The 13,269-nt window shown below is 30.6% G+C and carries 13 protein-coding genes; 12 read left to right on the top strand and 1 reads right to left on the bottom strand.

The annotated features are described in order from the left end of the window. The first annotated feature begins 152 nt into the window (after positions 1–152). From K0039_RS19250 to K0039_RS19205, 10 genes are all read left to right on the top strand, one after another. Entirely contained in the window at positions 153–1,088 is a 936-nt protein-coding gene (locus tag K0039_RS19250; RefSeq protein WP_228106669.1) for an iron-hydroxamate ABC transporter substrate-binding protein, read from the top strand. Positions 1,089–1,215: 127 nt separating this feature from the next. Beyond that, positions 1,216–2,226 (top strand): FecCD family ABC transporter permease, encoded by a 1,011-nt coding sequence (locus K0039_RS19245; RefSeq protein ID WP_228106668.1) that lies wholly within the window; start codon positions 1,216–1,218, stop codon positions 2,224–2,226. A 6-nt stretch (positions 2,227–2,232) separates the two neighbouring features. Beyond that, positions 2,233–3,240: a FecCD family ABC transporter permease gene (locus tag K0039_RS19240; RefSeq protein WP_228106667.1), complete on the top strand. Its 1,008-nt coding sequence runs from the start codon at positions 2,233–2,235 to the stop codon at positions 3,238–3,240. 15 nt (positions 3,241–3,255) lie between these two features. After that, a complete protein-coding gene (locus K0039_RS19235) occupies positions 3,256–4,041 on the top strand; it encodes an ABC transporter ATP-binding protein (RefSeq protein ID WP_228106666.1) in 786 nt (261 codons plus the stop codon). 8 nt (positions 4,042–4,049) lie between these two features. Beyond that, positions 4,050–5,387 carry an MATE family efflux transporter gene (locus K0039_RS19230; protein WP_228106665.1) on the top strand — a complete coding sequence of 446 codons (1,338 nt, stop codon included), beginning with the start codon at positions 4,050–4,052 and terminating at the stop codon, positions 5,385–5,387. Positions 5,388–5,800: 413 nt separating this feature from the next. After that, positions 5,801–6,727 carry an ABC transporter permease gene (locus tag K0039_RS19225; protein WP_228106664.1) on the top strand — a complete coding sequence of 309 codons (927 nt, stop codon included), beginning with the start codon at positions 5,801–5,803 and terminating at the stop codon, positions 6,725–6,727. 18 nt (positions 6,728–6,745) lie between these two features. Beyond that, the gene (locus K0039_RS19220) at positions 6,746–7,756 is read left to right on the top strand and encodes an ABC transporter permease (RefSeq protein WP_228106663.1); all 1,011 of its coding nucleotides are present in this window, start codon (positions 6,746–6,748) and stop codon (positions 7,754–7,756) included. 13 nt (positions 7,757–7,769) lie between these two features. Then, entirely contained in the window at positions 7,770–8,780 is a 1,011-nt protein-coding gene (locus tag K0039_RS19215; protein ID WP_228106662.1) for an ABC transporter ATP-binding protein, read from the top strand. Positions 8,781–8,783: 3 nt separating this feature from the next. Continuing rightward, on the top strand, positions 8,784–9,752 hold the full coding sequence (locus tag K0039_RS19210) for an ABC transporter ATP-binding protein (RefSeq protein ID WP_228106661.1): 969 nt from the start codon (positions 8,784–8,786) through the stop codon (positions 9,750–9,752). A gap of 60 nt (positions 9,753–9,812) precedes the next feature. Next, positions 9,813–11,432, top strand: coding sequence for a peptide ABC transporter substrate-binding protein (locus K0039_RS19205; RefSeq protein WP_228106660.1), 1,620 nt, complete (start codon positions 9,813–9,815; stop codon positions 11,430–11,432). 64 nt (positions 11,433–11,496) lie between these two features. On the opposite strand, the gene K0039_RS19200 is transcribed toward K0039_RS19205, so the two are convergent. Beyond that, complete coding sequence (locus K0039_RS19200) at positions 11,497–11,724, bottom strand: hypothetical protein (protein WP_228106659.1); 228 nt, start codon at positions 11,722–11,724, stop codon at positions 11,497–11,499. Positions 11,725–11,900: 176 nt separating this feature from the next. Between K0039_RS19200 and K0039_RS19195 the strand changes: the two genes are divergently transcribed. Beyond that, positions 11,901–12,824 (top strand): exonuclease domain-containing protein, encoded by a 924-nt coding sequence (locus tag K0039_RS19195; protein WP_228106658.1) that lies wholly within the window; start codon positions 11,901–11,903, stop codon positions 12,822–12,824. 114 nt (positions 12,825–12,938) lie between these two features. Then, on the top strand, positions 12,939–13,269 hold a 331-nt coding region (locus tag K0039_RS19190), incomplete at its 3' end, for a SulP family inorganic anion transporter (RefSeq protein ID WP_265589534.1).

Below are 13,269 nucleotides of genomic sequence, written 5' to 3'. Positions count from 1 at the left end.
CAAAATTATAACTGTATTTTTGTTTTTTAATATAGTTATAATTTTCTTGACCATAAAAAAAATGGATGGTATAATAAAATCACAAAATGATAATGATTATTATTTATAATAATTAATGATAATTAATACTGAAACAACAAGGAGACATTGACGTGAAAAAAATAAAAGTATTAGCAGTGTTAACATTAGCACTTACAACATTCGGATTAATAGGTTGCTCATCAAATGAAGCAGAAAAACAAGATAAAGATACAAGAGTAGTTGAGACAGTAAAAGGAGAAGTAAAGATACCAACTAAACCCAAAAAAATAGTAGATATATCAGGAAGTAGTGAAGAGTTATTATTACTAGGACAGACTGTAGTAGGTACGGCTAACGTGGATTCTTATGATACAGAAAATGTACCATCATATATGAAAGACCTATTAGGTGATGCGAAAGTAGTTGGACATTCCATGATGGAAACAGCAGATATAGAAGCAATACTTGCATTAGAACCAGATTTAATTATAATGGCACCAAGACAAGAAGAAATATATGACCAACTAAAAGAGATAGCACCTACAGTTATGTTAGAAGATAAATCAAATAATTGGGAAGCAAAATTAACAGATGTAGCTAAGCTATTCGGGCAAGAAGATAAAGCTAAAGCTTGGTTAGATGCTTATTATAAAAAAGCTGAAGAATTAGGTAAAGAGATAAAATCAGCTAAGGGTGAAGATGCTACATACTTAACAGTTTTATCAAGTTCAGGTTCATTTATGGTATTTAGTGAAGGTGGAATCGGAACAGTTTTAAAAGAAGATATGAAATTACCTCAGCCAACTAATATGCCTAAGCAAGATAGCATAACTCTACCAACTGTTACTATGGAAGGATTATCAGAAATAGATGCTGACCACATAATAGTAATAGCAACTCAGTCAGATAAAGCTGATCTAAAAGCTAGTTCAGTTTGGTCTGAAATAAGAGCAGTAAAAGAAGGAAATGTAACTATATTAAATGCAAGTCCATACTTCTCTCAAGCTTACAATCCAATAGGAAGAGAATTAATACTAGAGTCTATTAAAGACTCTGTTATAAAATAATAAATCAAGTGGGTGGGGATATGATTTAATTTCCTCACCTTCTTTAATTTTAGTCAATAAATAACGATAAATCCAATGAATATCATTGGAGCTATAAACTAAGAAAATCTTATAAGGAGGAGAGTAAGTGGGTAAGAGTAAAAAGAAAAAAATAGCATTAATAATGATGATACTTGGAATCATACTACTTCTAGGTGGTATAGTAGTTTCAATATCACAGGGTGCTAAAAATATAGATATCGGAACCATAATAAGTAGTATTTTTTCTGATAAAAATTATATAAATACAAAAATAATTAGAGATGTGAGAATACCGAGGGCTATAGCAGCCGCATTAGTTGGTGGTTTTTTGGCTGTGTCTGGAGCTATAATGCAAGGTATTACGAGAAATCCTATAGCTGAACCATCTGTGATGGGTATTACTCAAGGAGCTACTTTTATGATAGCTGTAGCTTTAGTTTTACAAAGAATTTATCCTAACTTAGTTATTAATAGTTTTACCAAAATGATATTTGCATTTTTAGGAGCTAGCATAAGTGGGCTTTTAGTTTACTTTATAAGTTCAAGAAGTATTAGAAAAGTTGATCCTGTAAAATTAGCTTTAGCAGGAACTGCAATGGGAACTTTGTTAATTTCACTGGCCATGGGGATTTCTATGTATTTCAACTTATCACAAGAGTTAAGTTTCTGGATATCTGGAGGACTTACATCAGCTAAGTGGGAAGGTGTCAATTTACTTCTAATTGTAGGTGGAATAGGATTTGTTGCAGTAATGATAATGGCACCGAAGATTACAATATTAAGTTTAGGTGAAGAAGTAGCTATAGGATTAGGGCAAAAAACTAACTTAGTAAGATTAGTATCTTTAATAATTGTAATAGCACTTATAGGGGCATCAGTTTCAGTAGCTGGAAATATAGTATTTGTGGGACTTATAGTTCCTCAAATAATAAGAGGAATTATAGGGTCAGATTATAAATATATAATTCCATTATCAATGTTATTTGGATCAATTTTATTAGTATATAGTGATATATTAGCAAGAATGATTAACCCTCCTTATGAGACACCAATTGGATCTTTAACAGCATTGCTTGGAGTTCCAATATTTATTTACCTTGTGAGAAAGGAGAGTTAATAATTTATGAAAAAGAACAAGAAATATTTATTAGTTACAGGAGTATTATTAAGTTTAATATTAATCACATTTTTAGTTAGTTTAAATATGGGATCACTATCAATAGAACCTTTTGAGGTAATAAAAACTTTTTTAGGACAAGGATCTAAGTCACATGAGATTGCTATATTCAAATTGAGATTACCTAGAATTGTAATTGCCATATTAGTAGGAAGTGCTTTAGCTACTGCAGGTACAATTTTACAAGGTGTTACTAAAAATGATTTGGCAGACTCAGGAATACTTGGTATAAACTCGGGTTCAGCCTTATTTGTAGTAATGTATATTTATTTTATGAATGGAAACGTATATGACGGTGTAAGTAATTTAACAATCTTCACTATGCCAATAGTAGCTTTAACAGGAGCACTATTTGCGGCTTTTTTAATTTATATACTCGCATGGAATAAGGGAATAAGCTCTTCAAGGTTATTGTTAATAGGTATAGGAATAAATATAGCATTTACTTCATTACTTACAATCTTCCAACTAAAATTTACTACACAAGAATTCAACAGAGTAATGGCTTGGACTTCGGGAAGTATTTGGGGCTCTAACTGGAAATATGTAATGGCTATTTTACCATTTATCATAATATTAATGTCACTTACACTTTGTAAATCTAGATATTTAGATGCTCTAAATCTAGGAGATGAAGTAGCTACGGGGTTAGGAATAAAAGTAGAAAAAGAAAGAAGAAAATTAATAATGTATGCAGTTGTATTATCAGGTGTGTCCACTTCTGTAGCGGGAAGTATAGGATTTTTAGGACTTGTTGCGCCTCATATAGCCAGGAAGTTGGTAGGTCCAAAGCATAGTAAATTAATTCCTACGGCAGCACTTATAGGTACTTTATTTTTATTAGTTGGAGATACCATATCAAGAAATATAATAGCACCTATGGAAATTCCAGTGGGAATAGTTGTAGCTATAATAGGTGTACCATACTTTATTTATTTAATGTTATCAGAGTAGAAAGAGGGAAAAATTATGACAGCTATAAGTACTAAAAATTTAAATATATCTTACGGAAATTTGGATATTGTTAAAGAATTAAATTTAGAAATACCAAGTGGAAAAATAACTACTATAATAGGTGCCAATGGTTGTGGTAAATCAACAATTTTAAAAACTATTGCAAGAATATTAACACCTAAAAGTGGTGACATATTTATAAATGAAAAAAATATAAAAGAACAATCTTCAAAAGATTTAGCAAAAACTATGGCAGTACTACCTCAAAGTCCTCAAGCACCAAAGGGTCTTACAGTGGAAGAGCTAATAGCTTACGGAAGATTTCCACATCAAAAAGGTTTTGGAAGATTAAAAGAAGATGACGAAGATATAGTAACTTGGGCATTGGAAGTTACAGGAATAAAAGAATTTAGAGATAGACCAATTGAAGCTTTATCTGGAGGTCAAAGACAAAGAGCCTGGATAGCAATGGCTCTAGCTCAACAAACCGATATACTAGTGCTAGATGAGCCAACTACTTATTTAGACTTAGCTCATCAGCTAGAAGTATTAAACTTATTACAAGAACTAAATGAAAAACATAATACAACAATTGTTATGGTTATACATGAATTAAACAATGCAGCAAGATTTGCTCATCATATGATAGGGATCAAAAAAGGAAAAATAGCTTGTGAGGGAAGTGCTCATGAAGTAATGACAAAGGAAAATCTTAAAGAACTATTTAATATTGATGCAGAAATCGTGGAAGATCCTAGATCTAAAAAGCCTGTTTGTATAACTTATGATATGGTAGGATAGGAGCAATAATGAAAAATCAAGGAGCATTAAGACATGAAAATATAAGCAAACTACTGATTAAGTATTCAGTGCCTGCCATCCTTGCTATGATGGTTACTTCATTATATAACACAGTTGATAGGGCATTTGTAGGTTCCATGGAAAATGTAGGTGCCTTAGCTATATCAGGACTAGGAATTACAATGCCGCTATTTACCATACTTGGATCGTTTTGTGTTGCTATAGCTGTAGGAGGAAGTACCAATATATCTATTAAACTTGGAGAAGGAAATAAAGAAGAAGCAGAAAGAGTCATGGGAAGTACTGTGGCTTTAGAGTTAGCTGTGGGAATTATTATAGTATTAGTAGGAATCTTTTTTTTAGATAAGATACTTTATGCTTTTGGAGCAAGTGATGATACAATAAAATATGCTAGAGATTATATGAGTGTAATATTTGCAGGATCTTGGTTTAATCTACCTGGATTTGCGTTAAATAGTTGTATAAGGGGTGAAGGAAATCCAAAATTAGCTGCTAGAATGATGATAACTTCATGTGCTCTTAACTTAATATTGGACCCTATATTTATTTTTGGATTAGATATGGGGATAAAAGGAGCAGCTATAGGTACAGTAATTTGCCAGTTATTTATATTCATTTGGTCAACTTATTACTTTACTCTTGGGAAATCAAACTTAAAATTAAGAGTTAAGAATATAAGGCTAGATAAAAAATTAATAAAAATAATATTAGTTATAGCAGTAACACCATTTTTTATGGAGTTAGCTTCTGGGTCTATACACTTAGTTACAAATAAAGTATTAAAAATATATGGAGGAGATTTATCTATAGGTGCTATGACAGCAGTTACATCGATTTCACTAATGTTTTTAATGCCTATATTTGGACTAAGTCAAGGCATGCAAACTATAATTGCTTATAATTATGGAGCAAAACAATTAGGTAGAGCTAGAAAAACTCTTTTGCTGGGCATTTTATATGGAACAATAATTTTAATCATCGGATTTATTTTAGTTAAATTATTTCCAGAAGTTTTTGTTGGAATATTTACAAAAGATGAAAGTTTAATGAATATGGCAATTGAAGGAATGAATATAAATTTAGCTACATTACCTATAGCCGGAATTTCAATACTTGGTTCTGTTTATTTTCAATCTATAGGAGAAGTTAAAAAGTCTATGTTTCTAAGTTTACTCAGACAGGTAATTATATTGATACCAGTTATAATAATAGTTCCAAAGATGTATGGATTAAAAGGAGTATGGGCATCTCAGCCAATATCGGATTTTCTAGCTATGTTTATGGTGACAATATTCCTATACAAAGAATTTAAAAAGATAAAGTAAATTTAGCTAAATTATGAATAAAAAAAGACAAAGTTAATAATATTAACTTTGTCTTTTTTATTCATAATTAAAGAAAACTTAAACCTTATTATGAAATTCATTTTTTATCATGTATACATTAAAATATATACAAAAAACAACTAGTAAAAGAATGTTCATACAAAAAAATACAAGAAATTATAAAATATATCATTTTTTTACAGAAAAAAACAATGAATATTATATTAATTACATGAATTATGTAAGTTTTGCAAGTAAATTATCTAAAAATGTAAATCACCAGATATTGACTTTGATTTAGGGCTAAATTAATATTTAAGTAAATAAAAAATATCAATAATATGAAAAAATAAACAAATGTAAAAAAAACATTGTTAATGTATAAATTAAACAAGAAAGAAAGGGGAGAGAATATGGACACAGCAAAGTTTATTTTTAAACGTATTTTAATGGCTATTTTTACTATTTTTGTTGCAGCTACTATTACATTCTTTTTAATGAAGTTAGTACCAGGAAGCCCATTTGCTTCTGAAAAAACAAATGAAATAGCCCAACAAGCACTAAATGAGAAGTATGGTTTGGATAAACCAGTATTTGAGCAATACAAGATATATCTTCAACAATTGATACATGGAGATTTGGGAGTAAGTTATAAACTTCAAAGAAATGTACCAGTCACAACAATAATCAAGCAATCATTTCCTATATCTGCAAAAATTGGTGCAATGTCAATTATATTCGCAATACTATTTGGAATTCCATTAGGATGCTTATCCGCGTTAAAAAGAGAAAAATGGGAGGATAGTGTAATTCGTGTAATATCAACTTTAGGCATTGCAGTACCGTCCTTCGTAATTGCAACGGCGTCAATGTTGTTGTTTTCAATTCAATTAAAAATATTACCTACATATGGAATTAGTGGTCCTTCTAGTTACATACTGCCTGTCTTTACGTTGGGATTTTATCCTATGTGTTATATAACTAGGTTAATGCGTTCAAGCATGTTAGATGCTTTAGGTCAAGATTATATTAGAACTGCAAGAGCAAAGGGTATGTCTGAGTTTGTAGTTACATTTAAACATGCTCTTAAAAACTCATTAATACCAATTATAACATATTTAGGACCTTTAGTAGCATTTACTCTTGTAGGAGGATTTGTTGTAGAAAAAGTATTTAATATTCCAGGGCTTGGAAGGTATTTTATTAAGGCAATAGATGCAAGGGATTATAACCTGATAATGGGTACAACAGTGTTTTTGGCTGCGTTTATTATAATAATGAACTTGGTTTGTGATATCTTATACAAAGTGGTAGACCCTAGAATTAAGTTGGATGATTAGATAAGGGGGATAAATATTATGATTCTAGAAAAAAGTAAGAATTTTACATGTCAATTAAAATTATCTCCAGAAGACTTTATGCCAGTTTCTAAGCAGGATCAAGAAAGCTTAATTACTATGGGAGAAAATACAAGTTACTGGAAAGACGCATGGAGAAGATTAAAGAATAATAAAATAGCAATGATTTCTTTAATAGTAATATTACTATTTATTGTATTTGCATTTATAGGACCTTATTTAAGTCCTTATACATACGATCAGCAAATAAGGGGGCATGAAAATCTAACACCTTGTGCTGCGCATCCCTTTGGAACAGATAAGCTTGGAAGAGATTTATTAGTGAGAACTATGGTAGGAGCTAGAATATCACTATTAATAGGAATAGGTTCAGCTCTTATAGTATTAGTTATAGGATCTATCTACGGTTCTATTTCTGGTCTTATTGGTGGAAAAGTAGATATGGTAATGATGAGAATTGTTGAGATAATCTACTCTTTACCAGATATGCTAATCATTATTTTATTAAGAATAGTATTGCAAGAACCTCTGACGAAGGCTTTTGACTCTGGTGGTGTTTTTGGCCCTCTTCAAACCCTAGGGCCAGGTATTTTAGCCATGTTTATAGTTTATGGTTTGCTTTACTGGGTTGGTATGGCAAGAATAGTTCGTGGTCAAGTTCTGCAACTTAAAGAAATGGAGTATGTTAGTGCAGCAAGAGCTCTTGGTGCTAATAATAAAAGACTAATATTTAAGCATTTGCTTCCAAACTGTGTAGGTCAGTTAGTTGTAACAACTATGTTACAAATACCTTCAGCAATATTTACAGAAGCCTTCTTAAGTTTCTTAGGAATAGGTGTAAGTAAGCCTCTTGCATCACTAGGTTCATTGGCTTCAGATGCATTAGACGGAATAGCATCTTATCCATATAGATTAATGTTTCCAGCTATAGCAATAAGTATTATTATACTTGCATTTAACTTATTTGGTGATGGTCTAAGAGATGCCCTTGACCCAAGATTAAAGAAATAGGGGGGACGGTTATATGGAGAATACAATTACTAAAAAAGATGTATTATTAAAAGTTGATGGATTGGAAGTATCTTTTTTTACTCATGCTGGAGAAGTAAAAGCAGTTCGTAAAATATCTTATGACTTAAAATATGGTGAAGCTATGGGAATAGTTGGAGAAAGTGGAAGTGGAAAATCTGTAGCATCATATGCTCTTATGGGAATTATTCCAGACCCAGGTAAGATTATTGGTGGGAGTATTGATTTTCAAGACAAGGAAGTAACTACTTTACCAGAAGCTGAAATGTTAAAACTAAGAGGAAAAGAAGTGGGAATGATATTCCAAGACCCTATGACATCTTTAAATCCAATATTTACAGTTGGAAGTCAAATTGACGAGAGTCTAAAAAAACATACAGAGTTAGATAAAGAAGGTAGAAGAAAAAGAATAATTGAATTGTTTGAACTCGTTGGTATAAATCAGCCAGAAAAAAGACTAAAGCAATATCCTTATGAGTTTTCTGGAGGAATGAGACAACGTGCCATGATTGCAATGGCTCTTGCTTGCAATCCCAAACTACTAATAGCAGATGAGCCTACAACAGCACTAGATGTTACAATTCAAGCTCAAATAATTGAATTATTAAAAGAATTAAAAGAAAAAATCAATATGTCTATTATATTTATAACTCATGATTTGGGAGTTATATCAGAAATATGTGACAAAGTTGCTGTAATGTATGCAGGTAATATTATAGAAAGAGGAAGTATAGATGATATTTTTTATAATCCAAAACATCCTTATACTCATGGGTTATTAAAATCTATACCTAAAATAAATAATGATGCTCACGAAAGACTGATACCTATTGAAGGTAACCCTGTAGATTTAATCAATCCACCTAAGGGATGCTCTTTTGCTCCAAGATGTGAGCATTGTATGAAAGTATGCATGGAAAATGTACCTCCTGTTTACACAATTGACGAAAATCATGAAGTTAGCTGTTGGTTATTAGTGAAAGAAGAATTGGAAAAGGAGGAGTAAACCGTGGAAAATTTAAATGTTAATTTAGTTGAAATTACAGGATTAAAAAAATATTTTTCAGTTAAAGAAGGATTTCTTAAAACAAATTTTGTAAAAGCTGTGGATGATGTAACTCTTCATATAAAAAAGGGTGAAACTTTAGGGTTAGTTGGAGAAAGTGGATGTGGTAAAACTACCCTAGGTAGAACCATACTTAGACTTCATGAACCAACAGAGGGAAAAATCATTTATGACGGTGAAGATATTACTGGTGTAAATATGCATCCTTACAGAAGAAGAATGCAAATAATATTTCAAGATCCATATGCTTCGCTAGATCCTAGAATGACAGTGGGAGATATAATTGGAGAACCTCTAGACATTCATAAATTATATAAAAATAGACAAGAAAGACAAGAAAAAATTTATAATTTATTGGAAACAGTTGGATTAAATAAAGAGCATGCAAATAGATTTCCACATGAGTTTTCTGGTGGGCAAAGACAAAGAATAGGTATAGCTAGAGCCTTGGCTGTGGAACCAGAATTTATAGTTTGTGATGAGCCCATTTCAGCGCTAGATGTGTCTATACAAGCACAAATAGTAAACATGTTGGAAGATTTACAAAAAGAAAGAGGATTTACGTATCTATTTATAGCCCATGATTTATCAGTAGTTAAACATATAAGCAATAGAATTGGAGTTATGTATTTGGGACATTTGGTGGAACTTACATCAAGTAGTGAATTATACAATAAGCCTATGCATCCTTACACAAAAACATTATTATCAGCTATTCCAATCGCAGACCCTAAATCTAGTAGAGAAAGAAAACGTATAGTACTACAAGGTGATATACCAAGTCCTCTAAATCCACCAAGCGGATGCACTTTTAGAACTAGATGTCCATATGTAACTGAGGAATGTAAAAATTCAGCACCAGCATTGAAAGAATACGATAAAGGACATTTTGTAGCATGTCATAATATATAAAAAAATAAGATATATATTACAGAGGGTATATATATAAATTAATTAAAAAGGGGGAGCAATATGAAATTTAAGAAGAAATTAGCAGTCTTATTAGCATCAGCTTTAGCAGTATCTACAGCTTTAGTTGGATGTAGCTCAGGTAGTGGTGGATCATCGGGAGGAACAGAGCTGAGTGTCAATATTGGACCAGAGCCAACAACTATAGACCCAGCAAAAAACAGCGCAGTAGATGGAGCTACATTAATAAACCATGCTTTTGAAGGTTTAATGAAACAAGATAAGGATAATAAAATAGTAGAAGCTCAAGCAGCAAAATATGAAGTTAATAAAGAGCAAACAGTTTATACTTTTACACTTCGTGACGGTTTAAAATGGTCAGATGGTGAACCAGTAAAAGCTGAAGACTTTGTTTATGCATGGCAAAGATTAGTTAATCCAAAAACTGGAGCAGACTATAACTACATGATAGATATGGTTAAAAATGCTAATGAAATAATGGCAGGAAAGAAAAAACCAGAAGAATTAGGAATAAAAGCATTAGACAAAAAAACTGTAGAAGTAACATTAACAACTCCTACACCTTATTTCTTAGAAGTGTGTGCATTCCCTGCAACATTCCCAGTTAGAAAAGACATAGTTGAGAAAAATCCTGAGGATTGGTCTACAACGGAATCTACTTATATAGGAAATGGACCTTATGTTTTAAAATCATGGGAACATCAATCTAAAATGACATATGTAAAAAATAAAAATTACTACGATTTAGATAAAATAGGGCCTGATACTATAAACTTTGTGCTTATGGAAGATAAAAATACTATGTTATCAGCATTCAAAAATGGTGAAATATTATTTACTGATGATTTACCAAGTGAAGAAATAGATGCAATGAAAGACAAAGGACTAGTAATAGAAAAACAATTAGGAACTTACTTTGTATCTATAAATGTTAAAAAAGAAGTATTAGATAATGTAAAAGTAAGAGAAGCTTTAACTTTAGCATTAGATAGAGATTATATAGTTGAGAAAGTAGTTCAAGGAGGTCAAATACCTGCAGATTCATTTGTTGCTACTGGCCTAACTGATGCAGATGGAAAAACAGAATTCCACGATAATGCTAAAAAATGGTATGATGTAAAAGATTATAAAGGTAATATAGAAAAAGCAAAAAAACTTCTTAAAGAAGCTGGATATGAGAATGGTAAAGGCCTTCCAAGTATAGAGTTAATGTGTAATCCAGGACATGAAGCTATAATGGAAGCAATCCAAAGTATGTGGAAAGAAAATCTTGGAGTAAATGCTACTATATCATCTCAAGACTGGAACGTATTCTTAGAAACAAGAAAAAAAGGAGACTTCCAAGTTGCTCGTGATGGTTGGTTAGGTGACTACAATGATCCTATATCTTTCTTAGATATGTGGGTAACTGGTGGTGGAAATAATAATGCTCAATGGTCTAATAAAAAATATGATAAATTAATATCTGAAATAAAAGCTACAACTGATGCAAAAGAAAGATATTCTAAAATGCATGAAGCTGAAGATATCTTAGCTAAGGATATGCCAGTAATACCACTATATTACTACACTGATTTATACTTAATATCAGATAAATTAGAAGGCATGTACACTTCACCACTTGGATTTAAATACTTTATGTATTGTAAAGTGACTGAATAGCATTTTAACAAACAATAAAAAATATCACTCACTATGCAAAATAATGCTTAGTGAGTGTTTTTTATTACAGAATATTAAACGTATATATAACTTTTCGTGGTAAATCTAATATGTACTCTACAGAACCATCTGGGAAATTATTTTTTTTATATTTTGGCATGTTGCCACCAATCCACTCCGCAATAGTTTTTTCAATATTATCAGTTTCTATTTCTTTGAAAAAATTATCATCAAAAATATATACGCCAGCACAAGGGTTATAGATTTCTCTAGATACTTCATATTTTTTCATAAGTTTACCTCCTTTATTAAAAACACAACTTTTTACAATTTAATCTATTCGATAAAGTAAATAAGTTTCCTTTTATTAATTAGAAATTGTAATATTATATTGAAAACATATTATTTATAAATTAGTACTCTATGATATAATGAGTATCGGAAAAATATAAATTTGTGGAGGTTTGTATGAATTTTATCGCTATAGACTTTGAGACAGCAAATGAAAAAAGAGCTTCTGCATGTTCTTTAGGTATTACTGTTGTAAAAGATAATAAAATAATAGAAGAAAAATATTGGCTAATTAAGCCAAAACCATTTAGGTTTGAATCAAGAAATATAATTATACACGGAATTAGAGAAGAAGATGCAATTAATGAAAAAGAATTTGATGAGTTATGGCCTGAGATAAAATCATATTTCGAAAATAATTTGGTAATAGCACATAATGCATCCTTTGATTTTTCTGTACTTAGAAATACGCTAGATATTTATAATTTAGAATATCCAAACTTAGATTATGCATGTACTTTAGTAGCTTCAAAATTATTTTATGGATATTTAAATAATCATAAGTTAAATACAGTAAATAGGCATTTAGGTTATAAGTTTAATCATCACCATGCCAGTGCAGATGCCACTGCTGCTGCAAATATTCTTATAAATATTTCTAAAGAATTGAATTTAAATAATATAGATGATATTGCTAAGACTGTAGGATTTAAGTTAGGTTGTGTAGGTAATAATACTTATTCACCATGTAAAAAAATAAGAGAAGGTGTTGTTTCAAAAAGGTGGGAAGATTATGAGTATAACAATAATATATTCTCACCAGAAACTGATTACTTTAAAGATAAAATAGTGGTATTTACAGGAGAACTACATTCTATGAGCAGGGCTGAAGCAATAAAGATTATTAATGATTTAGGTGGTATAACCAGAAATTCTGTTACTAAAAAAACTAATATTTTAATTACTAATGTCAAAAATGTTGAAGATTTAAGTCCGAATCAAATGAGTAATAAATTGAGAGCAGCAGTTAACTATATAAATCAAGAACAAGATTTAATAATAATGAATGAAGAAAAATTTGAAAAGATATTGGAAGTGTAAAAATATATTTAACAATAAAAATAAAAATTTATTGTTAAATATATTTTTTTGACTTTATTATATTCTAAGAGTATGATACAAAAGGACAAAGTTTTAAGGAGGTAATATAATAGAATGTCGCCAAAGTTAATCACAATGTTTAGAAATAATGAAATAAGTGGTGAACTAATGAAAAATGATATAATAGCTGGTTTTATAGTAGCAATAATAGCTCTTCCGCTATCTATAGCTTTAGCTATATCATCAGGAGTATCACCAGAGAAAGGCCTTATTACAGCTATATTTGCTGGATTTATGATATCTTTTTTAGGTGGTAGTAAGGTACAAATAGGAGGACCCACAGGTGCTTTTGTTGTAATCGTTTATGAAATTGTAAAAACCTACGGAATTGATGGACTTATTATTGCAACAATAATGTCTGGAATAATACTAGTCATTATGGGAA

It is taken from the genome of Terrisporobacter mayombei, from assembly GCF_020748465.1.
In the GTDB taxonomy this organism is placed as follows: Bacteria; Bacillota; Clostridia; order Peptostreptococcales; family Peptostreptococcaceae; genus Terrisporobacter; species Terrisporobacter mayombei.
This window is presented reverse-complemented; position numbering and strand designations above follow the sequence as displayed.

What these genes read in the sequence shown, in the direction of transcription:
- K0039_RS19200 (WP_228106659.1), bottom strand. Translation starts at nt 11,724, where the DNA reads ATGAAAAAATATGAAGTATCTAGAGAAATCTATAACCCTTGTGCTGGC.
- K0039_RS19225 (WP_228106664.1), top strand. Translation starts at nt 5,801, where the DNA reads ATGGACACAGCAAAGTTTATTTTTAAACGTATTTTAATGGCTATTTTT.
- K0039_RS19220 (WP_228106663.1), top strand. Translation starts at nt 6,746, where the DNA reads ATGATTCTAGAAAAAAGTAAGAATTTTACATGTCAATTAAAATTATCT.
- K0039_RS19205 (WP_228106660.1), top strand. Translation starts at nt 9,813, where the DNA reads ATGAAATTTAAGAAGAAATTAGCAGTCTTATTAGCATCAGCTTTAGCA.
- K0039_RS19240 (WP_228106667.1), top strand. Translation starts at nt 2,233, where the DNA reads ATGAAAAAGAACAAGAAATATTTATTAGTTACAGGAGTATTATTAAGT.
- K0039_RS19235 (WP_228106666.1), top strand. Translation starts at nt 3,256, where the DNA reads ATGACAGCTATAAGTACTAAAAATTTAAATATATCTTACGGAAATTTG.
- K0039_RS19230 (WP_228106665.1), top strand. Translation starts at nt 4,050, where the DNA reads ATGAAAAATCAAGGAGCATTAAGACATGAAAATATAAGCAAACTACTG.
- K0039_RS19195 (WP_228106658.1), top strand. Translation starts at nt 11,901, where the DNA reads ATGAATTTTATCGCTATAGACTTTGAGACAGCAAATGAAAAAAGAGCT.
- K0039_RS19215 (WP_228106662.1), top strand. Translation starts at nt 7,770, where the DNA reads ATGGAGAATACAATTACTAAAAAAGATGTATTATTAAAAGTTGATGGA.